This is a genomic window from Dyadobacter sp. SRI_021, from assembly GCF_057586235.1.
Genome location: NZ_JBYCZM010000004.1, coordinates 163606 through 188536, shown reverse-complemented (window position 1 = coordinate 188536; position 24931 = coordinate 163606). Strand labels below are relative to the sequence as shown.

Sequence of the window (24931 nt, the reverse complement as noted above, 5' to 3'; positions counted from 1 at the left end):
CGAATTTGTTTTAGAGTGTGCAAAATAAGTGAATCGAACCCAGAAGTTTTCTAGTCATTAACTACTAAAATCTTAAATACTTCGGAACCGACGGTCAGAAAGTAGATGCCGTCCTGCAATGACTCTGTTGAAATTTCCTTATCGGGAAGGACCGGGGATTCCTTAACGATAATGCCCTGCCCGTCCTTGATATAGTACGGCTGGTTCTGATTTTTCGCGCGAATACTCAGGCGGCCGCGTGAAGGATTCGGGTAAACTGCGACGGCTGGTTCTTTACTCTGTACAACGACCATTTTTGAATAGGTGGAACTTCCGTCCCAATCGATCTGTTTCAGGCGATAGTAAGTTAATGAATGGGGAGTTGGGTCGGTAAATGAATAATTCAGCGCTCGCCAGCTATCTGTACTGCCCTTCACAAAGCCGATTTTTTGGAATGACTTGCCATTAGAACTCTTTTCTACCTCAAAGCCCTTGTTATTTATTTCAGAGGCTGTTACCCATTTGAGCACATTTCCCTCCATTTTACTTTCACCTGAAAAACTGACCAGGTCTATTGGCAACTTGGCGCATTGGGTTGCCAATTCTTGCCCGGTATTGCATCCCGTGGCATTGGAAGTCACAAAGAAAGATGCTGCATTAGCATTCAGGATCGCGCAGATGGAGCGGATTGCGCATTCAGATAAGTTTGGGTTGTTCTGAATCTGGATTTGGCTGGCCAATTCAAGGCTATCCAGTCCGGTTAGCGAAGTAAGGGCATTGTTGTTGGTGATATTTAAATAGTAGCCGATATTTTTCAAATTGCCGAGGCCTTGCAGGTTGGTAAGTAAGGGATTGTATCCGATGTAAAGATAACCTGTGGTACTTGTCAGTGATTTCAGGCCATCGAGGTTCAATAGTTTGTCATTCAGGGCTATGGAAACTGAATTGGCAGTGGTAATATTGCGAAGACCGGACAGGCTTTCCAGCATAGGATTGGCACCTACCGACAGGAAGTCGGTGACAGAAGTAATTTTATTAAATACTTCAACACTGGTTAAAACCGGATTGTAAACGACTCTCAGGTAACTATTTACATAGGAAAGGGATTGCAAGCCCGAAAGATCTGTAAGCGACTGATTTCCTTCTACATTAATCCCATTGTAAATGTTGGTGAGAGCACCGAGTCCGTCTACATTTAATAAGGCGGGGTTGTTATTGATCGTTAGACGGCCGTTTATGTCCGTCAACGCGCCTAATCCACTCATGTTTGGAAGTGTTGGGTTATTAATGATCGTCACATCGCCCATAACATGGGTTATATTGGAGAGGCCATTCAGATTTGTAATGTCGGCCCCCGAGACGAACACACTTCCCGAGATTGTCTTGCACCCGGGATTTTGAATTTTGAAGTTATCAAGTTGCTGCTGGCTTGTGAATTCAGGTGCGTTGCAGCTCTGCGCATTTAGGAATTGAGAAAAAAGGCAAATTGAGATTAACAGGTAAATCTTCTTCATATTTGAAAGTGTTTAAACGTTGAGTGAATTCTTTTATTAGCTATGCTAACTGTTTCAAAGGTATCATCTCATTTCCAGTGTTCAAAGCATTTTGTGCCGACCTGTTTACAAAAAGCCCCACCTCAGGCAGAGGCGGGGCTGTTGTTTTTCGTATGAAAACAGGAAGCTCAATCGTAGCTCAAACCATATTGCTTCAACACATCTTCCGGAACGCCTTCCCATACATTCGGCGTGTTGCCTTTATAACCCAGGTCGGCTATACCGATTTTAGATGTGTAGAAACCGGAAGCCGTAAGGTTACGCATCAAATTGAAGAATGCGACACCCTGGCTGTGAATAGGCTTCGCTTTTTGAGGGTATGCGATATCGTCTACGATTTGGATTTGCTGGGCTTTGGTGGCCAATGTAAATCCTTTGCCGAAGCGGTTGAGTGATTCTCTTTCGAGCCAGCGCAGGCCGCCACGGATCGGCGTCTGATGTTGAGGCATGTCCTTCACAATGAAGTCGATAAACTCCACTACACCCGCCTGGGATGCGCTGGCGGAAGTTGCGTCGGCTGGGATGATAATGTCCACCAAAACTTTGATAGTAGCCAGTTCGGCCGTGGTCAAAAATTTCTCTTTGGCCAGTTTAGCATCGCGGATCGCTTCTTCTTTTGTGCGTCCTCCCGGAATTTTAAGCGGGGTTTCCGGTGGGTTTTGAGTTTCGAGGTCCCGCTGTTCGGCAAGGGCCACCTGAGGGCTCAATGCGGCTATCCCCAGCGAGCTTAGGGTCAGTGACTTTAATGAATCTCTGCGTTTCATATGCTTATGATTTGAACAGGGTTCAAATGTTAGATATTTTTCTGTTTAACCTGATTGATAATGTATTCTGAGGCACGCATGGAGAGCGCCAGGATTGTCCAGGTTGGGTTTTTGTCGGCTTGAGACACGAACGAACCACCATCTACCACAAATACGTTTTTAGCGTCGTGTGCCTGCGAGAACTTGTTCAATGCGGACGTTTTCGGATCGTCGCCCATTCGAACAGTTCCTACCTCGTGGATGATGCGTCCAGGAGCTGCCAGACCGTAGTTGGTATCCGCGCCCGGCTTGGTTCCGTTTGCTACGCCGCCCAATGCATGGATAATCTCCTCGAAAGTATCGTGCATGTGCTTTGCCTGCTTAATCTCGTAGTCAGACCATTTGTAGTGGAAGCGCAATACCGGAATACCGAATTTGTCGACTACATTCGGGTCGATTTCGCAGTAGTTATTATAGTCAGGCACCGCTTCGCCTCGACCTGCCATGCCGATGTTGGCACCGTAGAAACGACGGTAATCCTCCTTCAGCGACGCACCGTAACCTCCCGCTTCTTTCATAACACCGGCTTTGGTCGGATATTTACCATTCAAGTTCTCGATACCGGAGCCGAATCCATAGCTAGGCATGCCCATACCGCCGCCGTACTCGATGTGGTAACCGCGGGGGAAGTCGAGTTTTTTGTTATCAAGCCACCACGGGGTGTACACGTGCATACCGCCTACGCCGTCTTCATTATAGCGCTTACGGTCCATCAGGTGGGGCAGGAATGCACCGCGTGATGCGCCGGTCGAATCATGGAGGTAACGACCTACCACGCCGCTGGAGTTCGCCAGACCGTTTTGATGACGGGCCGATTTCGAGTTGAGCAGCAAGCGTGCAGATTCTGCGGCCGAGGCGGCGAGTACCACCACTTTCGCCTTAACAGTGTGCTCGGTTAGTTTTTCCCGGTCAATGTACGAAACGCCGGTTGCCAGTCCCGTTGAAGGGTCGGTCAGCACCTCGCGGCACATCGCATTGTTGATCAAGGTTACGTTACCGGTTTTGATTGCTGGAATACACAATACCGATGATGACGAGAAATCCGCATACGCCTGACACGCGCGTGCGCACTGGCTGCAATAAAAACAAACACCACGCTGATCGTTGATCGGTTTGGTAAGGATCGACAGACGTGACGGGATTACCGGAATATTTGCCTTTTTACCTGCCTGTTTAAGGAAAAGCTCGTGCAGGCGTGGCTTCGGCGGAGGAAGGAAGATGCCGTCCGGTTCGTTGTCCAGACCTTCTACGGTCCCGAAAACACCGATAAGCTTGTCTACCTGATCGTAATAAGGTTTTACATCGTCGTAGCTGATCGGCCAGTCGTCGCCAAGGCCGTCGATGCTTTTTCGTTTGAAGTCTTTTGGGCCGAAACGCAGGGAAATGCGTCCCCAGTGGTTGGTACGGCCTCCGAGCATACGGGATCTGAACCAGTCGAATTGCGTTCCGTTTTTGTGTGTATAGGGTTCTCCCTCGATTTCCCATCCACCCCAGGCTGCATCGAAATCACCGAAAGGGCGGTGGGTACTTGCGCCGCGGCGTGGGGATTCGTAAGGCCATTTCAGTTGAGTAATGTATTTTGGATCGGCAGGATCGAAATATCCACCTGCTTCCAAAAGAGCCACCTTGGCACCCGCTTTGGCAAGTTGATAAGCTGCCATTCCGCCTCCCGCGCCCGAGCCGATAATCGCGACGTCGAAAACGGTAGGTTGTTCTTTGATTTGAAACATAGTAAAGGGTTGTTTAGATAGTACTATTTAACCAATAAATATAAACACGTATCAGGTAACGCAGTGCCAAGTCTCCGACATTCCAGAGTTATTTAAAAACAATCTAAATGCGGATATTCGGATTTCTTCCGCGCCGCCGTATTTTTGTATTTTAAAAACAGAATTATATTTTGGCAGTTACAGGCAGCGATCTCCACGTCGCAAAAGAATTTCTGATAAAAGGCGAATTAGTAGCCATTCCTACCGAAACCGTTTACGGGCTGGCGGGCAATGCATTGAACGAAAAAGCGGTACTTTCTATTTTCGAAGCAAAGAACCGGCCCGCATTCGACCCGCTCATTATCCATACTGATTCCATCGAGAAAGCGGCTATCTACGTGTCGGACATCCCCGAAAAGGCCCGGGTGCTGGCCAGCCGATTCTGGCCAGGACCACTGACTTTGTTGTTGCCTAAAAAAGACATTGTGCCCGACCTGGTGACATCGGGGCTCGATACAGTGGCGGTGCGGATTCCCAATCACCCGCTTACGCTCGAACTGCTTAGCCAACTCAACTTCCCGCTTGCAGCGCCAAGCGCGAATCCGTTCGGCTACATTAGCCCTACCAAGCCTGAGCATGTAGCGCAGCAGCTCGGCGACCGCATTCCTTATATTCTCGACGGTGGTGAATGCGAGGTGGGTATCGAGTCGACGATTTTAGGTTTTGAAAATGATGAAACCATTGTGTACCGCCTCGGAGGTTTGGATATCAATGAAATAGAATCGTTGGTTGGGCCGGTGGTGCTGATGCCGCATTCCACCTCCGATCCCAAGGCGCCGGGAATGCTCAAAAGCCATTATGCCCCCCGAAAACCGCTGCATTTGTACAGAAGGGATGAAATCGTACCCGGCGGTGCGGAAACCGGCTATTTGATGTTCGACCGGTACCTGGAAGGAGCCGACCGGAAATACCAGCGTTTGCTCAGCCCAAACCGTGATTTGAAAGAAGCTGCGCATAATCTTTTCGCATACCTGCGGGAGCTGGATGCATTGGCTGTTTCGGAAATTAAAGCGGAGCTGGTGCCTTCCAGCGGGTTGGGACTAGCTATCAATGACCGATTGCAGCGTGCTTCAGTGCCTGCCTGACAATGGCTATTTGAAAAATTGCTGGTGGAAATTCATCAGGAAGACCTCGTCAGTGGCACGGGTAATAGCCGTGTAAAGCCACCTGACAAACTCGGTATTAATTTGCTCTTCGGGTAAATATCCCTGATCGATAAACACCGCGCTCCACTGTCCTCCCTGCGCCTTATGACACGTGAGCGCGTAGGCGAACTTCACCTGTAATGCATTCAGATACGGGTCTTTTCGTAACGCTTCGACGCGGTCTTTTTTAGATTTGATATAAAAATAATCCTGCTGGACGCTCTCGTAGAGTTTCTTATTGTCTTCCGTGGACATCGATGCCGAGGGTGAATGCAGCGTGTCGAGGAAAATCTTCGCGTCGAATTCAGGCTGTTTTTCGTAGTCAGTCAGCCTTAATGTCACGTCTGCGAAGCGGAAGCCGTGCATTTCCTGGGTTTTGCGGATTTTCAGCAGCTCCACGAAGTCACCGTTGGCGATGAAGCCGGCGGGGGAGTCTTCATCAAGGATATTGTAATTGTTTCTAACGACCATCAACCGGTCACCGGCATCGAGCTCGTCTTCCGAAAAATTAATAACCCGCCGGATGTATTCATTGTACTGAACGGCCGCCTTGTTGGAACGCGTCAGAATAATCGAGTTCTCAGTACCATATTTATCGTACGCATATCGGAGGCCTTCTTCCAGTTTTTCGCCCGTCATTTTGAAAACATCGCGATAGGAGCGGGTGGTAATATGAATATCAGCCGCCTCGGAGCCTAGTTGGTTGCGCAGCTGGGTGGCGTTGAAAAGAATGCCGGACTGCTCGTCCTGGCGCATGACCTCCTTTAATTCCTCCTGAAAAACAGACATATAGAATGTCCTTTCCAGATAATCGCCGTCCAATGCGGGGCTTAGTTCCTTTCCGACCGGCGGCAGCTGGGCGGTATCGCCGACGAGCATCAGTTTGTTGCCCGGGTTTTCGAATACAAATTCAACCAGGTCGGCCAGCAGGCTGCGGCTCCCGAAATCGGCATCGTCGGTGATCATGGACGCTTCATCGACGATGAACAGGGTATTGTCGTGGTAATTTTTCTGCCGCTGGAAGGTCAATGTGCCTGAAAACGCATCGGCTGTCTGCTTGTAAATCTTCTTATGGATCGTGAGTGCGATCTTTCCGGAGTAGCCTGACATCACCTTTGCTGCCCGGCCTGTGGGAGCGAGGAGTACCGACTTATAGCCGAAGTTTTTCAACACCTTAATGAGCGTACTGATGATCGTGGTTTTACCCGTCCCCGCGTAACCTTTGAGCAAAAAACAGTCCCTGTAACGTTCAAGCCCCTTTTCTTCAATCAGAAAATCATTGGTCTTCTCGAAGAAACGAAGTTGCCCCTCGGTGGGCCTGAAAGGGAATTGTCTGCGCAGTAACTGGGAAGGCAAAAGTTTGTCGGTGTCCATGGAACGAATCTAACGCAAGGATTTCGATTATCAAAAACCGATTTTTTAACAAAATAATACTCATATTTTATTGGACTTTATTAGGTCAAATCCATATATTAGACTCCCTTATCTGAAAATCCCAAACCTAAACATCTATGCTGGTACAACATGTAATGGGCAACAAGCCTGTCAATGCGATTTGGTCGGTTACGCAGGACAACACAGTGTTTGAGGCTCTGGAACTCATGGCCGAGAAGAACATTGGGGCAGTTTTGGTACTTGAAGATAATGAATTGATCGGCATTTTTTCCGAGCGCGACTATGCACGCAAAGTGATTTTGCAGGGCCGCGGTTCGAGGGACACGCTGATCCGCGACGTAATGACCAGCAAGGTGATTACCGTGGAGACGGACGAGAAAATCGAAGAATGTATGCAGATCATGTCCGACAAGCACATTCGGCACTTGCCGGTGAACCGCGACGGCCAGCTGGTGGGCATCATTTCGATCAACGACATCGTTTCCGCGATCATACATGAGCAGAAAGAGCATATTAATACGCTCGAAAGCTACATTTCCGGAAGCCCGTACTCCTGATCCTTCTTTCGTTTTCCGGCGGAATTACCATTTGACCACCCGTAGCCGACCTGCCGGAAACGGAGAGGTAGAATTATGTCTTGCCTATTCTGGCCGGATGGTTATCTTTGCCCGTTCAAAAAACAGGTTTTGCAAGCGCTAAATGCCGACATAGGGACTATTTACGGGGGCTCCGTGCGTGTGCGCGTGTGCGGGATCTGCGTGCATGAGGGCCGTATTTTGCTTGTGAACCAGGCACTTTATGGGCCCGACGGCATATTCTGGTCGCCTCCCGGCGGTGGTGTTTACTTCGGCGAAACGGCTGAGCACGCATTGGTCCGCGAATTCCGGGAGGAGACGGGCCTGGATGTGGTGATTGGAGAGTTGCTGTTTGTCAATGAGCATGTTGCGGATCCGCTGCACGCAGTAGAGCTGTTTTTTGAAATTAAATCCTTTGAGGGAAATCTGATGTCGGGCTTTGATCCGGAACTGGCAGCCGACGGGCAGATTATCCGTGATGTTCGTTTCCTGAGCTGGGAAGAAATCACCGCGTTTCAGCCGGAACAGCGGCACCGCGTCCTGAATATCGCCAGCTCGCTGGCAGGAATTTTTGAACTCAACAAGTATATTTCCGGAAACTAACGCCGGCATAAACATTAAACAATACCACCCGACCACGTGGCAAATTCTGAAAACCAGTTAATAGAAGTTATTCCGACGCTGTTGGTAGGAGATAATTCCTTCGATGCGGCCAGTATCCCGCTTTGTACGCTCTGTATCGAGCTGGATGAGCGGCGTATCCGCTTTTGCATCGTCAGGGATGAGAATATGGAATGCATCTGGCTGGAAGACTATTTCTTTGAGAATGCACTCACACCTACGGAAATTTTCGAACGGCTAAAACGGATTTTCAGCGGACACTTGTCGTGGTCGTCCAACAACTGGAATAATGTTCGCGTAACAGTGAACTCTCATGCGTTCACGCTCGTGCCCAATGTGCTGTTCCGGGCTGAATCGGCTTACGAATATCTTAGTTTTGCCCTGGGCAACCCAGTTTCGAAGCACGAAAAAGTGCTTTGGCACGATTTGCCGCTGGTGCACGCGCAGAATGTTTTCAGCATTCAGGAACTTTGGTACGACTGGGTTGTGAACCATTTCAGCTCGTCGACGGTCACATTCTATCACCTTACGAGCGCATTGGCCATCGGGTCTCTGGTGAACCATGTGGAGCACCAGGAAATGCGGATGATGTCGTTGTATTTCGAAAAAGATCATTTCACGCTGGTGGTAAGCGAAAGCCAGCAACTGCTGCTTTGCAACCGCTTTAAATATGCTCAGGTTCAGGAGCTTGCTTATATTGTCCTGTTCACATTGAGCCAGCTCAATATCCTGCCGGAGGAGATCAAAGTGCTCTGCTACGGAGAAATCACGCCGACATCGGAATCATATCAGGAGCTTTCAAGGTTTTTCCCGAACTTGCATATGGGTACCCGGCCGACAACGCTGAAATATAGCCCGCAATGTGCCGAAGTGCCCGGTCACCGGTATTTCGGATTGTTCAATACTTATCTCATTTCCTCCTAAAATTCCTCCTATGACTCGTATCGCATTATTTCCGGGCTCGTTCGATCCTTTTACCAAGGGTCACGAGGATATTGTCCTGCGTGGCCTGCGGCTGTTTGATCAGGTGGTGATCGGGATCGGTAACAATGCTACCAAGAAGCGTTATTTCCCGCTGGAAGTGATGAAGGATATGATTGAAAAGACATTCTCCTCCGAGCCGAATGTGAAAGTCATTACCTACGACGACCTGACGGCCCATACGGCCCGGGAACTGGGGGCGAGGTTTCTGTTGAGGGGGCTGCGGAATACGACCGATTTTGAATATGAGAACGGCATCTCACAGGTGAACCGGTATTTGTATGAGGAGATCGAGACGGTTTTTCTGATCACATCGCCCAGTCTGGCGCCGATTAGTTCCAGTATTATCCGCGACCTGCACCGTTACGGACAGGCCGTGGACAATTTTCTTCCCTATTCATTATCCGAACTAAACAAGGCCGAACAGAATACTTAAACTACTCGGAAACCGCTTTTCAGGATTCTTTCAGATTGTGGATCTTATTGAGGCTGTCGACCACGTAGCGGATCGAGCTGTATGATTGTATCAGCAACGGTTTTACTTCAGACGGCTCGTACCAATCCAGCTTTTCGATCTGCTCTTCGGCCTGCGGGGCCATTTGAGAATCGTCTAGGCAATCGAGCAAGTACCATTTAGTGCGTTTCAGGATGCGGCTGTTGTTCAGCGTGTAGGTATGCCAGGTGGTGCAAATTTTGTCGCGGATCAGCGCCTTCACGCCAGTTTCTTCCTCGATTTCGCGTGTAGCCGCTACTTTGGAATTTTCGCCTTTATCGAGCTTGCCTTTGGGCAGGTCCCACATTTTGCGGCGGTACATGAAGAGCCATTTGCCATCTTTCACCACCACGCCGCCTGCGGCCTTGATCACCTTATACTGTGCTTTGATTTTGTCCTCAACCTCCGATTTTTCACGCGTAGCCATCGTGATCGAAAGCATGTCTTTCGGAAACTCTTTTTCGAGCATCTGAATCACCTGAATGGCACTGGTAGTAGTGGAATTCAGGAACAGGACGTGACCTGTCAGCATGCTTCTCTGCAACTTTTCAAGCCTGAGATCTACGATATGTTCAAAACGCGATGTTTCGGCGGCAGACAACTGATTGGTCCGTACAATTCTGACTGGACGGTCGTCGAAAAAAATGATCATTTTGGAATGGGTACGTGAATGGATCGCAAAATTAAGTAAAGAGTTTAGTTTAGGCAGAGATTATTATTGATAAATTTGTATTTGTAACAACTAAACAGTTCTTGGAACTCCTTATAATTCTACTGCTGGTGCTGCTCAATGGCCTTTTTTCCATGTCTGAGATAGCACTGGTATCCTCCCGGAAATCGCGCCTGGAAGCGGCCGCCAAGAATGGCGATTCGAGCGCGAAAGCCGCATTAAACCTCGCGAATTCACCTACCAAATTTCTTTCCACCGTTCAAATCGGTATTACGCTCATCGGTTTGCTGACCGGTATGTACAGTGGGGACAATATTACTGCCGATTTTGAGCAAATCATTTCTCGTGTGCCCGCACTGGTGCCTTATGCGCATTCGCTCGCGGTAGGTACGGTGCTGGTAGTGATTACTTACCTGTCGCTCGTGCTGGGAGAACTAGTTCCCAAACGCATCGGGATGTCCAATCCGGAAGCTATTTCGAAGGTAATGGCTACGCCCATGAACCTGCTTTCAAAAGTAACGGCTCCTTTTATTGCTTTGCTGGGTTTTTCGAGTGATTTAATCATCCGGGTTTTGAATATCAAACAAAGTGAGAATGCAGTAACGGAGGAGGAAATCAAAAGCCTGATCCAGGAAGGTACTTCGGGAGGCGTTTTCGAAGAAATCGAGCAGGAAATCGTGCATAATGTATTCCAGCTCGGCGACCGCAAGGTAACCTCATTGATGACCAACCGGCAGGAAATCGTCTGGCTCGACCTGGAAGATACTGTAGAGGAAAATAAGGCGAAGATACTCGACGCCCGGCACTCCATTTACCCGGTTTGCCGCGGTAATGTCGACGACGTAGTAGGGCTGGTGTATGTTAAGGATCTGATAGCTACCGACCTCGAAGTGCAAATGGAGCATTTGAATACCATCATGCGCGATCCGGTATATCTGCCGGAAAGCAACCGCGCCTATCAGGCACTCGAAAAATTCAAGGAGCAGCGCGTGTATTACGGCATTATCGTGGACGAATACGGAGGTACGCTCGGCGTGGTGACCATGCATGATATTATGGATGCATTGGTGGGTGATATTTCCGAGGACATCGAAGAGGCCTCCGAAATTGTAAAACGCGAGGATGGCAGCTACCTGATCGACGCGCAGTTGCCTTTCGATGATTTTATTCAATATTTCAATATCAATATCCAGGAAAATGAGCGCCGGGAGCTGGTAGGCTTTAATACGCTCGGCGGTTTTGTGCTGCACATCCTGGAAAACATTCCTCAAACCGGCGAGAAGTTCAATTGGAGGCATTTCGAATTCGAGGTCATCGATATGGACCGCAGCCGCATAGATAAGCTTTTAGTAACCAACCATAACAAACAGGAAGAATCCGAAGATTAATAATGTCGAACGATCTGGATATTACCAAACGAATCGCCGAGCTGCTTTTGGAAGCGCAGGCCATCAAACTCAGTCCCGAAAAGCCGTTCCAATGGAGCTCAGGCTGGTTTTCACCGATTTATTGTGACAACCGCGTGGCATTGTCATACCCTGATACCCGCACCTTCATCAAAAAGGCGCTGGCTGAGCTGATCCGTGCGAAATATCCAAATGCCCAGGCGGTAGTAGGCGTTGCGACCGGCGGGATTGCGCAGGGTGCATTGGTAGCTGACCTGCTCGAACTGCCCTTTGCGTATGTACGCCCCGAGCCGAAAAAGCATGGAATGGGTAATCAGATAGAGGGCAGATTGGAAAAAGGGCAGTCGGTAGTGATCATCGAAGATCTGATTTCGACCGGCGGAAGCTCTCTTAAAACGGTTGACGCACTCCGCGAAGCCGGTATCGAAGTAGCAGGAATGGTGGCGATATTCACCTATGGTTTCCAGGTAGCGGCCGACAATTTCACCGCGAAAAACGTCCAGCTCGACACCATCAGCAATTACAATGCATTGATCGAGGTTGCGTTGGAGCACAAGTACATCGACGCTTCCCAACTTGAAAGCCTCGCTAAATGGAGAGTAGCGCCGGAGCAGTGGGGGAAATAAGTAAACTTCGGCAATCGGCTATCGGCTTTCGAATAGTTTAAAGCCGACGGCCGATTGCCGAAGTACACACTCTACCCTCGATGATTATCAAGGCTTTCGTACAGTCCGCCAAACGCCTCCTCCTTCACTCCGTCGGATTTCAGGAATTCGTGCGGGAAGCCTAGTTCAATTTTACTTACTTCATGAAGTTTTTGCAGGGCTTCCTCCGGGAGGCGGAAGTTTAAACAGCCTAGTGAATCTACGAGCTGGCTCTCTTTGGAAGCGCCTATGATCGGAATCATGACCTGATCGCGGTGGCGCGTCCAGTTGATCGCCACTTGGGCAGGGGTTACGCCAAGTTCGGCGGCCACGTCCACAACTGTTTGTGCAATCAGACTGCTGTGCTCGCTTCTGCGGGTACTATGGTCGGGTACCCGGCCGGTTTCGCCTCTCAGGTACTTGCCCGTCAATGCGCCGCCGCCGATCGCTCCCCAGGGGGTTACGGCAAGGTCCAGGGCTTTTGCCATGGGTAGCAGGTCGCGTTCGGGCGTACGTTGCAGGAGAGAGTATTCGAACTGAATGGCTGCAAATGCATTCCAGCCACGGAAATCGGCAATGGTGTTGGCTTGCGAGACAATCCAGGCCGGTGTGTCGGAAATACCGATGTAATGCACCAATCCGCGGGTGACGAGGTCGTCAAGGCCGCGCATCACTTCTTCGGCAGGCGTGGTATTGTCCCACATGTGTACCCACAGAAGATCAATGTATTCGGTATTGAGGCGTTTGAGGCTCGATGTTACCGAACGCATCATATTTTTGCGGTGGTTGCCAGCGAAATTCAGATCGTCGTTACGGTCTTTTAGAGTGAACTTGGTAGCCAGTACCCAATGGTCGCGGTCGCTTTCGATGAATTCGCCTACATATTTTTCCGAGGTACCCTCGGTATACCGGTTCGCGGTGTCGATGAAATTGCCGCCTGCGTTGGCAAAGGCCTCGAAAATCTTGAAGCTTTCATGCTTGTCCGCTCCCCAGCCCCAGTCTTTTCCGAACGTCATGGCTCCAAGGCAAACTTCCGATACCCGTAAACCCGAGCGGCCTAATAATTGATAACGCATAGTGATCTGATGATAATTTTAAATGAGGATATAGCTTCGTAAACTTATCTGACAACGTTGCTTTTTGTATTGCAAAGTTATACCCTTACCCGCCAAATGTATTTATATTGTACCAAATTTTGGATCTTTTACACCACACTCAATGATCGACGTTGCCTATCCTTACTTTGATACCAATCTCAGCTGGCTTTCGAACAATTACAGGTTGCTGCTGGAAGCAAATGACGAAACGGTACCGGTAAGGGAGCGGTTGCGGTTTTTGGGTATCTATGCCTATCAAACGAAGGAATTCTACCGGGTACGTATCCCGAACCTGCTCGCGATGGGGGAAGTCAGCAACGATATCCGTTCCAAACTGAACATCTTCCCGGAGTCGCTCCTCGAACATGTTTACGAGACGGTTGAAAACCAGCTCCGCGAGTTTAACGACGTTCTGATATCCGGAATCCTGCCCGCGTTGCTCGAACAAGGCGTGCATTTGTATTACCGCGAAGCATTTGTGTCCGAACATGCCGCATTTGTGAGACGTTTTTTTCTCGATAAGCTGTTTCGTTATTTACAGCCCGTATTCCTGGACAGCCGCCGTACGCTCAAAACACCCGCGTTTGAATCCAAGCAGCTGTACCTGATCGTGCGGATGCAGCACCGGGAAGACGCCGAGGAAGACTGGTATGCGTCGGTGAATGTGCCTACGGAGCCTTACGGCCGGTTTCTGGATTTGCCCGAATGGGAAGGGAGGCGCCACGTGGCATTTTTGGAGGATGTGATCCGCGAAAACTTGCCGGTGCTTTTTCCGGGTTATAATATCCTGGAAAGCTATGCATTGCGTGTCGAACGGGAAACCGAGTTGACGATCGAGGACGAATATCCGATGCAGGTTGCGCAACGCATTCTGAAACAGCTTGAAAAGCGGAATTTTGTGCAGCCATCGCAGTATTTCTATGAATCTGGAATGCCGCTGTATGTGCGTGAATACTTGGTAGGAAAGGTGGCGATTCCGATGAACGACTTCCATGAACGCGGTGATTACCTGTTCATGCAGGATCTGGCCAGGTTTCCTGTATTGTCCAGGCGGCTCGACTATCCATACCAGCGGCCGGTTCAGAACCCCGAGTTCGAGGAAACGAAGTCGGTTTTCGAGGCCATTCAACGGGCCGACCAAATGCTGCATTTACCTTACCAGTCTTATGAACCGATTGTACGGTTCTTCAACGAGGCAGCTGTGGATCCGCACGTGCGCGAGATCCATGTTTCGTTGTATAAGATCAGTCCCAATTCATTTATTCTGAACTCATTGATCAGTGCTTCCAAAAACGGGAAGCGCGTCACAACGTATGTGGAGCTAAATACCAAACTGGATATTCAGGAAAACCTGCAGTGGTCTAAAAAAATGCGCGATGCGGGGGTGAAGATCCTCCTGAGTGTACCGGGACTGAAAGTGCATGCGAAAATGGCGCTGGTAAAGCGCAAGGTCCAAAAGGGGTGGGAGCGTTATGCATTTCTAGGCACCGGTGGTTTTTATCGGCTGACAAGCCGTGAGATCGTCGATCATGCATTGCTCACCTCGCATCGTGAACTGACCAATGAGCTGGAACTGCTTTTCGGGTATTTGTCCACCCAGGACGAGCCTAAGAAGTACAAGTATTTGCCATTCAATACATTGCAGGTTACGCAGTTTAATCTCCAAAAGCGGCTGCTCGATTTGATGGACCGGGAGATCGCCAACTGTAATGCTGGGCTTAAATCGTTCATTACCATTAAAATCAATCAGTTGCAGGACCATATTCTGATCGACAAGTTGTATCAGGCTGGTCAGGCAGGTGTGCCCGTACATGTGATCGTGAGCGAGAGTTGCGGATTGATCTCAGGCCTGCCTTCTATCAGTGACAATATCGTGGTGAGCAGGCACGTCGACCGATACATCGAAAACACGCGGATATTTCATTTTGGTAACCGCGGGAACGACGAAATTTACCTCACATCCTGTGACTGGACGCACCGGAACTTGCACAGGCGGATAGACATTTGCTTCCCCGTACTGGACGAAACACTGAAAAACCAGATGCGCACCGTGCTGAGAAACTATGTGAATGACAACCAGAAATCGGTGCGACTGGATCTCTATCAGAATAATTTACGCATTACCGACGATGCCCGCGGGAAGCTGCGCGCACAAGAGGCAAATTACCGGTTAGTGGAGAAAATTGAGCGGAACGGGCTCTCGCGGCGTTCAGAAATATAAGCTTTCCAACGGCTTAAAAAAATTTTATCAGCATTAAATTTCTGAATCGGCTGTCAGATTTAATGGACGGCGTTTGTAGAAAAGGTAAAGAAATTTCGAAGGACTTTTTTCATGGTCACCGGTTGCATGGTCTTGAAGTGTAAGGGGTATATCCTTATATTTGAAAACATATCATTCTGAATCAATCCTAAAAGACATTTTTAAGCATGGGAATAGTAGAGCGAAGAGAGCGGCTTAGAATACAGGTACGCTCAGACATCGTGAAGACAGCCAAGGACATAGCCCGCGAGGATGGATGGACGGCTGTTTCGATTCGCAAAATTGCTGATGTGATTGAATACAGCCCGCCTATTCTCTACGAGTATTTTGAAAGTAAAGACAAGCTCCTGGAAGCCATCCGTATGGAAGGATTCGACTACTTACAGACGGAGTTTGTGAAGATAAAAGGGCATTTCAGTAACCCCCAGAAACAACTGGTGGAAGTGGCACAGACGATCTGGCATTTTGCGGTCGAAAACCCGGAAGTTTTTCAAGTAATGTTCAATCTCGAAGGGGCCTATTGTGATTCGAAGAAAGCGTATTCACATGCGATGAGCATCAAGGACAACCCGGTCTGGGAAATGATCGCAGGCCTTCGCCCGAAATCGGGGGAGCTTGTTACCAAAACGTATTATGAATGGTGGTGCCTTACCTTCGGGTTTATCAGCATTACCATGACCACCCAGCCTCGTTACGCATTCCCGCAGGCCGAACCTGTGTATATGGAAGGCATCCGGAGATTCATCCGGAGCATTATGTAACAGAAGGCGAAGAATGTTGGCGTATCTCTATTTTGCTTTGGTGATAAACCAGTGAATATGGAGGTACGCTTTTCGTTAGCCAGGCATTTCCGCCGATGATCGAGTCATGGCCGATCACGGTTTCTCCTCCCAGAATTGTCGCATTGGCATATACCACTACATTATCTTCAATTGTCGGATGACGCTTGTGTGATGCGAGCGACTTCGAAACGTGCGTCGCGCCGAGCGTAACGCCCTGGTAGAGCTTCACATTATTGCCGATGTGGGTCGTTTCACCGATCACCACTCCCGTGCCGTGGTCGATAAAGAATGAATGGCCGATGGTCGCATTCGGGTGAATGTCGATCCCCGTTTGACTATGGGCAAACTCTGTGAGCATGCGCGGAAGCAGCGGAATGCCGCTCTTGGCAAAGGAATGCGCAAAGCGATAGGTGGCAATGGCCATAAACCCAGGGTACACCGAAATCACTTCTTCGATGCTGACGGAAGCAGGGTCGTTGTCGGTAATAGACTTGGCGTCGGTGAGGAGCGCCTCGTAAACACCGGGGATTTGCGTAAACACTTCGTCCAGTATTTCCTCTGTGTTACGTTCAAGCTGAGGCAGGAGCGGTTGCAGCATGCAGCTCAGGTCGTGGCGCAAATCGGCATATTTCATGGCCAAGTCCTTGGCCGGGCAGCTTGGGCAATCCTTGCTGATCGGGAAGAGGAAATTGATCAGGTTCTGGATAAATTTCCCCGCGTCCTGCCTTGAAGGCAGCTTGTACCGGTATTTTTCGTTCTGCGCGGACAGGCGCTCAAAGAAAAGTGCTTGCTGGGTGGCTGTCATTAAAATAGAGGTTAACCAATACCGTTAAACCATTGCTGGCATTGCTTTTGAGTATCCAACAACGAAATGCACCGAAAAATTTTGAGAGTGGCATCTTCTTTTTAAAAAAGGCCATTGATCAGTTTTTTCTCCCGATAAAATCGTATATTGAAATATCCTGTGAATTTAGGAAATAAGGCAAGATTCTTTACGGCGTATGTTAAGTTTTAAATTACTTCGTTCGGTTGTCCTGTTCCTTTCTTTATCCGTTTCACTAAGCTCCTGCTTTTCGCGGTACATTATTTCAGCCAAGGAGGTGCGGAGGCATTATGCAGATAAAAAGGTCAGGCCGAAGGAAATCTTCATCAAGAACGACACACTTTCACTTTCGCTGGCCAGCATAGGGCCTGATACGCTCCCGATGTTGCTGCTTATTCACGGTGCTCCCGGATCGCTGTGGGGATATATGAACCTGATGGACGACGAGGATCTGCAAAAGCATTTTCATATCGTGTCGGTCGATAGAGTAGGTTACGGTAAATCACGGTTAAAAAAACGGCGATACGTCACGTCAATCGAAACGCAGGCTCATGCGTTGCTTCCGGTATTCTCGCTGAATAAAAGTAATCAGAAGGTAATCGTACTCGGGAGGTCTTATGGGGCGCCTATTGCGGCCCGGCTGACAGCCATGGCGCCCGACCAGGTGAAAGAGCTTATCATGGTCTCGCCGGTGATCGATCCTGAAACCGAGCGTTTCTTCTGGTTTTCCAAATGGGGCAGGATGAGTTTTATACAGCTTTTCCTGCCAAGAGCATTCAACGCGGCAACGGCCGAAAAATACAGCCACGCCGATGAGCTCCGTAAAATGCTGCCGGTATGGGAACAACTCAGCGTCCCCACCACTGTGATCCAGGGCGGCAACGACTGGATAGCGGATCCGACGAACATCGATTTTGCCAAAAAACATATCAAAAGCAAACGCGCCCAATATATTTTCCTGTACAACGCGGGTCATATGATTACCTTTTCACATGCTGCGATGATCAAGGAAATGTTGCTGAAAAGCAGATTGTTCCAGGATAAGATCACCGCGTTGGGACGGAAAGGTGAAGAAATAGGAAACGAATAGGTTGTCCAACCTGCATTCAAGAAGAAAGCGGCAGATTACAGGACCTGCCGCTTTTCTGTTAATAATTAACCTATGGTAATACGTGAAATTGTATTTCACCTAAAACAACTATACTCCATAGGACGACATTCGTACCGGATACCATTACAAACGGTCGGCATTATCTCAGTACTTTCTGCGTCACCGAGTCTTTCGCGTTGCTTGCCCGGATCAGGTACATGCCTCGCGTCAGGTTACGCATATCAAATACTTCCTGTACGGAAATTTCGGGTGTCTTGCTGGCGATCTCAGTCAAAATGCGGCCATTCATATCAATCAGCTGCAAACGGATGATCGCCCGTTGCTTGCTGTATGCTTTTACCGTCACAAAATTCTCGGTAGGCACGGGGTATGCCTGGATAGCCATCGACACCTCCGAAGATGATACGGCCGGCGTAGAAGTGATCACACCACCATATTCCGATGATTCGTAGGGTGGTATTTCAACGGTGTCTCCTGGTCTGTCGACCACGGTCACCATGCCTTCCCGGTAACTTTCGGAAATTTTAACGCCGTCGCGCCATTCCGTAACAACCATGGCAAAAAGATAATTGCCCACCACTTCGGGTGCCGTCCAAACCAGCTTTTTCTGCGCTGCGTCCACTTTAAATGTACCGGTAGCGCTGATTTCGTTAGGAAATAGATAGCTGTGGTCGAGCATCCGCACGCCGCAAGTCCCCGGCGAAGGTTTACTTAGCCGAACTGCTCGCACGGTAATGCTGTCGTTATCCGCAACAGTTGGTTTTAAATCAACAGAGAAAACCTGTCGCACGCCTGCTTCGAAGGAAAGGTAGGGCAATATTGGCGTGGAATTTGGTTGTTGCGTGTTGATCACAGTCCAGATGAATTGGCTGGTACCAAGCGAATTGGGCAGGTTAAGAATTTCAGCGCTCCGCTGGTCGTTCGCATAGGATATTTGATAAATGCCGGAACTTCCATAGGTGTAGCTGCCCTCGTATTCCGCGACGATCACATTTCCCGGAAGTGGCTCAATACCGCTTACTACGCGCGGTAGATCAACCACATTTCCATCGCCCATACATACGCTGATCGTACTCGCCGTTTCACCCGTGCCGCCGAAATGCTGATCGACATATAGCCTTACCTTGATTTTGTAGCTTTGCCCGGACAAATACGTCGCTATAATCTCGCCCCCTTTTAGGTGGGTGGCCTCAGCGAACGTCACCGAAAGCAGGATCAGTAAAAGAATGCTGTAAACTGATTTCATATAGAGGAAAAGAAGCCGTGAGGTTACATGTATATATGTTCAAAACGCGCGGAAGGCGCGTTTTTGTATGGCTTCCTGAAAACAAACTGCTAGTCCTTATAAATCAATATTTCACGTTTGCCGTCACTTTTAATGTAGCCGCGGTACATTCCTTCGCTATTGAAGGGCATCGCCACGTTACCATTCCGGTCGACTGCGATAACACCGCCCTCGCCGCCTCTCTCGACGAGCTTTTTCATCACCACTTCATTGGCGGCATCTGTCAGGGAAAGTCCTTTATATTCCATGAGCGCCGAAATGTCGTGGGCAACGACGGAACGGATGAAATATTCGCCATTCCCCGTTGCCGAAACCGCACAGGTAGCATTGTTGGCGTAAGTGCCGGCCCCGATGATCGGTGCATCGCCGACGCGGCCGTACCGCTTGTTGGTCATGCCGCCCGTGGAAGTTCCCGCCGCCAGGTTACCATATTTGTCCAATGCCACACAGCCCACCGTTCCGAATTTTTTCCCTTCTGTAAAAATGAGGTCCTCCGCGGAATGATGGCCAGTCTTGGGAGCTTTCTTAACTTCCTTTTTCTCCCTTCCTCCATTCTCCTCTTTCGCATTATGATCCAGCTCCGTCTTCTCCTGTGCTTTGGCGCGTTCCAATGCTTTGTATCTGGCCTCGGTGTAGAAATACGACGGATCGACGATTTCCAGCCCTTTCTCTTTCGCAAATTGCTCGGCACCTTTGCCGGCCATCATCACATGCACCGATTGGTCCATTACCGCAATGGCCGCTGAAATCGGGTTTCTAATGGTCGTAACACCGGCTACCGCACCTGCTTTCAGTGTTTTGCCTTCCATAATGGCTGCATCCAGCTCATTTTTGCCTTCGCTCGTAAACACAGCGCCTTTACCCGCATTGAACAGCGGCGAATCCTCCATGACGTGAATGGCCGCTTCGACAGCTTGTACACTGGTACCGCCCTTTTTGAGCACCTCATAACCTTCTTCCAACGCGGTATTCATTGCTTCGCGATATGCTTTTTCACGCTCGGGTGTCATGTTCGCGCGTGTGATCGTGCCGGCGCCCCCGTGTATGACGAGCGTGATCTTGTCTGAAAAATCCTGCGCGAATGCAGAAATGCATGAGAAGGTGATCAACAGGGTAAGGGAAAGTCTTTTCATGGGATAGTAATTTGAGTGATAATTTCAAATCTAGTAACTAAAATCCTATATCCCTATCAGGCTGATAATCGGTGGAGTAAGCGTAGAATGCGCGAAAAGTGCTTTTTTTTAGCAGTAGAGCCCATTCTACCGCTACTTTTGGTAGTTCTGATTAAAATTTATTAAAAAACCGAAAACTGATGAAAAAAGTAGTGCTCGGCCTGGGAGTTCTTCTGGGCAGCCTGTATGGTCCGGCTCATGCGCAGCAAACCGCTGATTGGAAGTATGTGCAAGGCAGGATCGTAACGCCATGGGCGGAAAAGGTGGTGGCAGCAAACCCGCTTCCCGAATATCCCCGTCCGCAAATGGTACGACCGAATTGGCAGAATATCAATGGTCTGTGGAACTACGCGATCGTTCCCCAAAGCGCCGGCGATACCAAACCTTCCAGCTTCGATGGTAAGATATTAGTCCCGTTTGCCGTTGAGTCCGCATTGTCGGGCGTGGGCAGAACGGTGGGCAAAGATAGTATTCTCTGGTACCAGCGCTTAATCGATTTTGCACCGAAACTGAAAGACCAGCGCGTGTTGATCCATTTCGGAGCCGTCGACTGGAAAGCCGAAGTATTCGTGAACGGCAAACCTGCCGGAAGCCATCAGGGCGGTTACGATCCGTTCAGCTTTGATATTACCGACCTGCTTGTGAAGAAAAAGCAGCAGGAAATCGCCGTGAAAGTGTGGGATCCGAGCAGCGATGGCCCGCAGCCGCGCGGCAAGCAGATCAAGAATCCGCATGGAATCTGGTACACGCCGGTTACCGGTATCTGGCAGACGGTTTGGCTGGAAACGGTTGCAACAAGCCATATTACGAAAGTCACACCGGTGGCCGACATTGATAAACAAACTTTAACCGTAAATACAGAAGTTGCAAGCGCAGGAGCGGCTGATAAAGTGAAAATTACCGCCTGGGACGGCGTAAATAAAGTAGCTGAACAGGAGGTAGCGGCCAACCAGTCTGCTACGCTGAACATCAGCGATGCGAAACTCTGGTCGCCGGACTCTCCGAACCTCTACAATCTGACGGTGACGCTTACCCGTAATGGAAAGCCGGTGGACGAGGTGAAAAGCTACGCCGCTATGCGTAAAATAGGGGTTCAGGTGGATGAGAACGGCGTTCAGCGCATGACGCTGAACAACAAGTTCCTTTTCCAATATGGCCCGCTCGACCAGGGCTGGTGGCCGGATGGCCTCTACACCGCGCCTACCGACGAGGCATTGAAGTTCGATATTCTGAAAACCAAGGAAATGGGCTTCAACATGATCCGCAAACACGTGAAAGTGGAGCCCGCGAGATGGTACCGCTATTGTGATGAGCTTGGAATGCTCGTATGGCAGGATATGCCGAGCGGTGACCTGGGTAATAACTGGGAAATGCGTCCGGGAATTACAGGCAACGAAACCGACAAAAAACGTACGCCGGAATCTGAAAATATTTACAAAACAGAATGGAAGGCCATTATGGATGCCAACCGTTTCTTCCCGTCAATCGTCGTTTGGGTGCCGTTCAACGAGGCGTGGGGACAATTTAAAACGGCTGAGATCACTAACTGGACCATGCAGTACGACCCCTCGCGCCTGGTAAACAGCGCCAGCGGCGGAAACTTCGAGCCGGTAGGGCACATTATCGATTTGCACAACTATCCCGCGCCGGTCATGCCGCGCCCCGATTTGTTTGGTCAGAAGCAAATTATTGTTTTGGGAGAATTTGGTGGCCTCGGCTTGCCAGTGGATCAGCACGTTTGGCAGCAAAAAGATAACTGGGGTTATCAGAGTTTTAAAAATCAGGAGGAGCTCTATAACCGTTATGCGACGTTTATCGACCGTTTCGAACCTTTGATTAAAAAGGGGCTTTCAGCGGCGGTTTACACGCAGACGACCGATGTGGAAGTGGAGACCAATGGTTTGATGACTTACGATCGCAAGGTGGTTAAATTCCCTGAGACGAAGTTGAAGCAGATCCATTCTAAACTTTACGATCCTTCATTTGTGAAGTTGAAACCGTAAATCAGGTAACGCATTCAAGCAAAATAGCCCGGAGCGATCCGGGCTATTTTAATTTTAACAATATCAAAAAAACGTTACTTGCCTTTCATCTGCGCTTCCACGACGGCAATCGCCACCATGTTCACGATTTCCCGCACCGAGCTGCCCAATTGCAGCACGTGTACCGGCTTTTTCAGGCCCAGCAGGATTGGTCCGATCGTTTCGAGTTCCGCAGCTTCTTTCAAAAGGTTGTAAGCAATGTTACTGGCCGAAAGATTCGGGAAAATCAAGGTATTCGCGCCGCCGTCCACCAAATCGCTGAACGGGTGATTTTCCTTTAACAAGGCGGTATTGAATGCAAGGTGCGCCTGCAATTCCCCTTCCACAATCATCGACGGGTTACGTTTTTTCAGGATCGCGGTCGCATCCCGCATTTTTTCGGCGTCGGCGCCTTTGGCACTGCCGTAATTGGCATAGGTTACCAATGCAATGCGCGGCTGGATGTTGAAACGCTCTACGGCCTTCGCAGTCAGTTCGGTGATTTCCACGATATCATCGACCGTCGGATCGAGGTTCACGGTCGTGTCGGAGAAGAACAAGGGGCCTTTCGGTGTGAGCAAAATATACATACCGGCCACTTTGTTGACGCCTTCCTGCTTACCGATCACTTGCAGCGCGGGGCGGATCGTGTCGGGGTAGGTCCTTGTGAGACCCGAAATGAACGCGTCCGCTTCGCCGTTTTCGACCATCATCGAGCCGAAATAGCTTTTGAAATACATCGTACGGCGCGCTTCGATCGGCGTGAGGCCTTTTCGTTGGCGCTTTTCGAACAGTTTCGCAGCATATTTTTCGATCATCGGCTCGCTCTCCGGCGCGCGAGGGTCGATGATCGACACGTCGGCCAGGTCAAGCTTGCTTTCGCGGATTAAATGCTGGATGGTTTCTTTATTGCCGAGCAGAATAGGGGTTGCGATACCTTCGTCGCGTACCTGCTGAGCGGCGCGCAATACCTGGATGTTTTCCGCATCTGCAAAAACCACCTTTTTAGGCGCGAGCTTCGCCTTGTTGAGGATCACGCGCGAAATCTGCTCGTTGCGTCCCAAACGGCTCGAAAGTTCCTGTTCGTAAGCATCCCAGTCGGTGATTACCCTGCGCGCCACGCCGGTTTCAATCGCGGCTTTCGCCACAGCAGGGGCTACGGTCGTCAGCAAGCGGGGGTCTACCGGTTTGGGAATAATATAGTTTTTACCAAAAACGATATTGGTTTCATTGTAAGCCAGATTTACGATGTCCGGAACCGGCTTTTTAGCCAGATCGGCCAGGGCGTGCACGGCTGCGAGCTTCATTTCCTCGTTGATTTCCGTCGCGCGTACGTCGAGCGCGCCCCTGAATATGTACGGGAAGCCCAGCACGTTGTTCACCTGGTTCGGATAATCGGAGCGGCCGGTAGCCATGATCACGTCTTCACGTGCTTCCACCGCGTCGGGATAAGGAATTTCAGGGTTGGGGTTAGCCATTGCGAGCACGATCGGATCTTTCGCCATGGATTTTACCATTTCCTTCGAAACGATATTGGCGGTGGAAAGCCCCAGGAACAGGTCGGCGCCTACCATAGCTTCTTCCAGTGAACCGTATGCCTTATCTGTCGCGAATTGCTTTTTCATATCGCTCAAATCGGTCCGGCCGTTGTGGATGTGGCCTTTGGTATCGAACATGGCGATGTTCTTCGGACTGGCGCCCAATGCGAGGTAAAGCTTCGTACACGATACCGCGGAGGCACCCGCGCCTGAGACGACCACGCGGATATCTTCGATCTTTTTGTCGACGAGCACTAATGCATTCAGCATGGCTGCGGCGCTGATAATCGCCGTTCCGTGTTGGTCGTCGTGCATGACGGGGATATTGAGTTCTTTTTTGAGCCGTGCTTCAATATCAAAACATTCGGGGGCCTTGATATCTTCGAGGTTGACACCGCCGAAAGTAGGTTCGAGTATCTTGACCGTTCTGACAAACTCGTCGACGTCTTTGGTGTTGAGTTCTATGTCGAAAACGTCGATATCCGCATATATTTTGAAGAGCAGCCCTTTTCCTTCCATCACAGGTTTGGAAGCTTCCGGACCGATATCACCTAAGCCAAGTACAGCGGTACCGTTGCTGATAACAGCTACCAGATTGCCCTTGGCGGTGTATTGATAAGCGTTTTCTACATTATCCGCGATTTCCAGACAAGGCTCTGCCACGCCGGGCGAATAGGCAAGCGAAAGGTCGCGTTGGGTACTCGTTTCTTTGGTGGGGATAACCTGTATTTTTCCTGGCCTACCCTTGGAATGGTAGTACAGCGCGTCTTCTTTTCTAATCTTTTTCTTCATACTTAAGTTGACGATG

At 49.6% G+C, this 24931-nt stretch carries 21 protein-coding genes; 11 read left to right on the top strand and 10 right to left on the bottom strand.

The features are described from left to right. Window positions 1-50: 50 nt before the first annotated feature. From AC2YIT_RS13755 to AC2YIT_RS13745, 3 genes are all read right to left on the bottom strand, one after another. Window positions 51-1493 (bottom strand): T9SS type A sorting domain-containing protein, encoded by a 1443-nt coding sequence (locus AC2YIT_RS13755; RefSeq protein ID WP_487279536.1) that lies wholly within the window; start codon window positions 1491-1493, stop codon window positions 51-53. A 167-nt stretch (window positions 1494-1660) separates the two neighbouring features. Next, window positions 1661-2296: a gluconate 2-dehydrogenase subunit 3 family protein gene (locus AC2YIT_RS13750; protein WP_430845824.1), complete on the bottom strand. Its 636-nt coding sequence runs from the start codon at window positions 2294-2296 to the stop codon at window positions 1661-1663. A gap of 29 nt (window positions 2297-2325) precedes the next feature. Then, window positions 2326-4065, bottom strand: a complete 1740-nt coding sequence (locus AC2YIT_RS13745) for a GMC family oxidoreductase (RefSeq protein ID WP_430845825.1) — start codon at window positions 4063-4065, stop codon at window positions 2326-2328. A 170-nt stretch (window positions 4066-4235) separates the two neighbouring features. On the opposite strand from AC2YIT_RS13745, the gene AC2YIT_RS13740 reads away from it, so the two are divergent. After that, window positions 4236-5189: an L-threonylcarbamoyladenylate synthase gene (locus tag AC2YIT_RS13740; RefSeq protein ID WP_430845826.1), complete on the top strand. Its 954-nt coding sequence runs from the start codon at window positions 4236-4238 to the stop codon at window positions 5187-5189. 6 nt (window positions 5190-5195) lie between these two features. Here the strand turns inward: AC2YIT_RS13740 and AC2YIT_RS13735 are convergent, their stop codons facing one another. Continuing rightward, window positions 5196-6623, bottom strand: coding sequence for an ATP-dependent DNA helicase (locus AC2YIT_RS13735; protein WP_487279535.1), 1428 nt, complete (start codon window positions 6621-6623; stop codon window positions 5196-5198). 155 nt (window positions 6624-6778) lie between these two features. On the opposite strand from AC2YIT_RS13735, the gene AC2YIT_RS13730 reads away from it, so the two are divergent. The 4 genes from AC2YIT_RS13730 to coaD all read left to right on the top strand — a co-directional run bounded on the left by AC2YIT_RS13730 (window position 6779) and on the right by coaD (window position 9257). Further along, on the top strand, window positions 6779-7201 hold the full coding sequence (locus AC2YIT_RS13730; protein ID WP_409012754.1) for a CBS domain-containing protein: 423 nt from the start codon (window positions 6779-6781) through the stop codon (window positions 7199-7201). A gap of 75 nt (window positions 7202-7276) precedes the next feature. Beyond that, a complete protein-coding gene (locus AC2YIT_RS13725; protein ID WP_487279534.1) occupies window positions 7277-7822 on the top strand; it encodes an NUDIX domain-containing protein in 546 nt (181 codons plus the stop codon). 36 nt (window positions 7823-7858) lie between these two features. Then, entirely contained in the window at window positions 7859-8764 is a 906-nt protein-coding gene (locus AC2YIT_RS13720) for a DUF3822 family protein (RefSeq protein WP_430845829.1), read from the top strand. Between the two features lie 10 nt (window positions 8765-8774). Then, window positions 8775-9257 carry a pantetheine-phosphate adenylyltransferase gene (coaD, locus tag AC2YIT_RS13715; RefSeq protein WP_430845830.1) on the top strand — a complete coding sequence of 161 codons (483 nt, stop codon included), beginning with the start codon at window positions 8775-8777 and terminating at the stop codon, window positions 9255-9257. Between the two features lie 19 nt (window positions 9258-9276). Here the strand turns inward: coaD and AC2YIT_RS13710 are convergent, their stop codons facing one another. Further along, window positions 9277-9966, bottom strand: a complete 690-nt coding sequence (locus AC2YIT_RS13710) for an NUDIX hydrolase (protein WP_430845831.1) — start codon at window positions 9964-9966, stop codon at window positions 9277-9279. Window positions 9967-10067: 101 nt separating this feature from the next. Here AC2YIT_RS13710 and AC2YIT_RS13705 point away from each other — a divergent pair, with 101 nt between their 5' ends. Further along, entirely contained in the window at window positions 10068-11372 is a 1305-nt protein-coding gene (locus AC2YIT_RS13705; RefSeq protein ID WP_487279533.1) for a hemolysin family protein, read from the top strand. A 2-nt stretch (window positions 11373-11374) separates the two neighbouring features. Then, complete coding sequence (gene pyrE, locus AC2YIT_RS13700; RefSeq protein WP_487279532.1) at window positions 11375-12016, top strand: orotate phosphoribosyltransferase; 642 nt, start codon at window positions 11375-11377, stop codon at window positions 12014-12016. A 71-nt stretch (window positions 12017-12087) separates the two neighbouring features. Here the strand turns inward: pyrE and AC2YIT_RS13695 are convergent, their stop codons facing one another. Then, entirely contained in the window at window positions 12088-13110 is a 1023-nt protein-coding gene (locus AC2YIT_RS13695) for an aldo/keto reductase (protein ID WP_487279531.1), read from the bottom strand. A 142-nt stretch (window positions 13111-13252) separates the two neighbouring features. On the opposite strand from AC2YIT_RS13695, the gene ppk1 reads away from it, so the two are divergent. Both ppk1 and AC2YIT_RS13685 read left to right on the top strand, forming a co-directional pair. Further along, window positions 13253-15352: a polyphosphate kinase 1 gene (gene ppk1, locus AC2YIT_RS13690; protein WP_487279530.1), complete on the top strand. Its 2100-nt coding sequence runs from the start codon at window positions 13253-13255 to the stop codon at window positions 15350-15352. Between the two features lie 206 nt (window positions 15353-15558). After that, a complete protein-coding gene (locus AC2YIT_RS13685) occupies window positions 15559-16152 on the top strand; it encodes a TetR/AcrR family transcriptional regulator (RefSeq protein ID WP_430845836.1) in 594 nt (197 codons plus the stop codon). On the opposite strand, the gene epsC is transcribed toward AC2YIT_RS13685, so the two are convergent. Further along, entirely contained in the window at window positions 16145-16978 is an 834-nt protein-coding gene (epsC, locus tag AC2YIT_RS13680) for a serine O-acetyltransferase EpsC (protein WP_487279529.1), read from the bottom strand. The two genes, AC2YIT_RS13685 and epsC, sit on opposite strands and share 8 nt — an antisense overlap. A 196-nt stretch (window positions 16979-17174) precedes the next feature. Between epsC and AC2YIT_RS13675 the strand changes: the two genes are divergently transcribed. Further along, window positions 17175-18086, top strand: a complete 912-nt coding sequence (locus AC2YIT_RS13675; protein WP_430845838.1) for an alpha/beta fold hydrolase — start codon at window positions 17175-17177, stop codon at window positions 18084-18086. 160 nt (window positions 18087-18246) lie between these two features. Here the strand turns inward: AC2YIT_RS13675 and AC2YIT_RS13670 are convergent, their stop codons facing one another. Both AC2YIT_RS13670 and AC2YIT_RS13665 read right to left on the bottom strand, forming a co-directional pair. After that, on the bottom strand, window positions 18247-19353 hold the full coding sequence (locus AC2YIT_RS13670) for a T9SS type A sorting domain-containing protein (RefSeq protein ID WP_487279528.1): 1107 nt from the start codon (window positions 19351-19353) through the stop codon (window positions 18247-18249). 89 nt (window positions 19354-19442) lie between these two features. After that, window positions 19443-20525 (bottom strand): isoaspartyl peptidase/L-asparaginase family protein, encoded by a 1083-nt coding sequence (locus AC2YIT_RS13665; protein WP_487279527.1) that lies wholly within the window; start codon window positions 20523-20525, stop codon window positions 19443-19445. 179 nt (window positions 20526-20704) lie between these two features. On the opposite strand from AC2YIT_RS13665, the gene AC2YIT_RS13660 reads away from it, so the two are divergent. Beyond that, complete coding sequence (locus AC2YIT_RS13660; protein ID WP_487279526.1) at window positions 20705-22567, top strand: glycoside hydrolase family 2 protein; 1863 nt, start codon at window positions 20705-20707, stop codon at window positions 22565-22567. A 74-nt stretch (window positions 22568-22641) separates the two neighbouring features. On the opposite strand, the gene AC2YIT_RS13655 is transcribed toward AC2YIT_RS13660, so the two are convergent. Beyond that, window positions 22642-24915: an NADP-dependent malic enzyme gene (locus tag AC2YIT_RS13655; RefSeq protein ID WP_487279525.1), complete on the bottom strand. Its 2274-nt coding sequence runs from the start codon at window positions 24913-24915 to the stop codon at window positions 22642-22644. Between the last annotated feature and the right edge of the window lie 16 nt (window positions 24916-24931).

What these genes read in the sequence shown, in the direction of transcription:
- AC2YIT_RS13755 (WP_487279536.1), bottom strand. Translation starts at nt 1,493, where the DNA reads ATGAAGAAGATTTACCTGTTAATCTCAATTTGCCTTTTTTCTCAATTC.
- AC2YIT_RS13750 (WP_430845824.1), bottom strand. Translation starts at nt 2,296, where the DNA reads ATGAAACGCAGAGATTCATTAAAGTCACTGACCCTAAGCTCGCTGGGG.
- AC2YIT_RS13745 (WP_430845825.1), bottom strand. Translation starts at nt 4,065, where the DNA reads ATGTTTCAAATCAAAGAACAACCTACCGTTTTCGACGTCGCGATTATC.
- AC2YIT_RS13735 (WP_487279535.1), bottom strand. Translation starts at nt 6,623, where the DNA reads ATGGACACCGACAAACTTTTGCCTTCCCAGTTACTGCGCAGACAATTC.
- AC2YIT_RS13730 (WP_409012754.1), top strand. Translation starts at nt 6,779, where the DNA reads ATGGGCAACAAGCCTGTCAATGCGATTTGGTCGGTTACGCAGGACAAC.
- AC2YIT_RS13725 (WP_487279534.1), top strand. Translation starts at nt 7,277, where the DNA reads ATGTCTTGCCTATTCTGGCCGGATGGTTATCTTTGCCCGTTCAAAAAA.
- coaD (WP_430845830.1), top strand. Translation starts at nt 8,775, where the DNA reads ATGACTCGTATCGCATTATTTCCGGGCTCGTTCGATCCTTTTACCAAG.
- AC2YIT_RS13710 (WP_430845831.1), bottom strand. Translation starts at nt 9,966, where the DNA reads ATGATCATTTTTTTCGACGACCGTCCAGTCAGAATTGTACGGACCAAT.
- pyrE (WP_487279532.1), top strand. Translation starts at nt 11,375, where the DNA reads ATGTCGAACGATCTGGATATTACCAAACGAATCGCCGAGCTGCTTTTG.
- AC2YIT_RS13695 (WP_487279531.1), bottom strand. Translation starts at nt 13,110, where the DNA reads ATGCGTTATCAATTATTAGGCCGCTCGGGTTTACGGGTATCGGAAGTT.
- ppk1 (WP_487279530.1), top strand. Translation starts at nt 13,253, where the DNA reads ATGATCGACGTTGCCTATCCTTACTTTGATACCAATCTCAGCTGGCTT.
- AC2YIT_RS13685 (WP_430845836.1), top strand. Translation starts at nt 15,559, where the DNA reads ATGGGAATAGTAGAGCGAAGAGAGCGGCTTAGAATACAGGTACGCTCA.
- epsC (WP_487279529.1), bottom strand. Translation starts at nt 16,978, where the DNA reads ATGACAGCCACCCAGCAAGCACTTTTCTTTGAGCGCCTGTCCGCGCAG.
- AC2YIT_RS13675 (WP_430845838.1), top strand. Translation starts at nt 17,175, where the DNA reads ATGTTAAGTTTTAAATTACTTCGTTCGGTTGTCCTGTTCCTTTCTTTA.
- AC2YIT_RS13670 (WP_487279528.1), bottom strand. Translation starts at nt 19,353, where the DNA reads ATGAAATCAGTTTACAGCATTCTTTTACTGATCCTGCTTTCGGTGACG.
- AC2YIT_RS13665 (WP_487279527.1), bottom strand. Translation starts at nt 20,525, where the DNA reads ATGAAAAGACTTTCCCTTACCCTGTTGATCACCTTCTCATGCATTTCT.
- AC2YIT_RS13660 (WP_487279526.1), top strand. Translation starts at nt 20,705, where the DNA reads ATGAAAAAAGTAGTGCTCGGCCTGGGAGTTCTTCTGGGCAGCCTGTAT.
- AC2YIT_RS13655 (WP_487279525.1), bottom strand. Translation starts at nt 24,915, where the DNA reads ATGAAGAAAAAGATTAGAAAAGAAGACGCGCTGTACTACCATTCCAAG.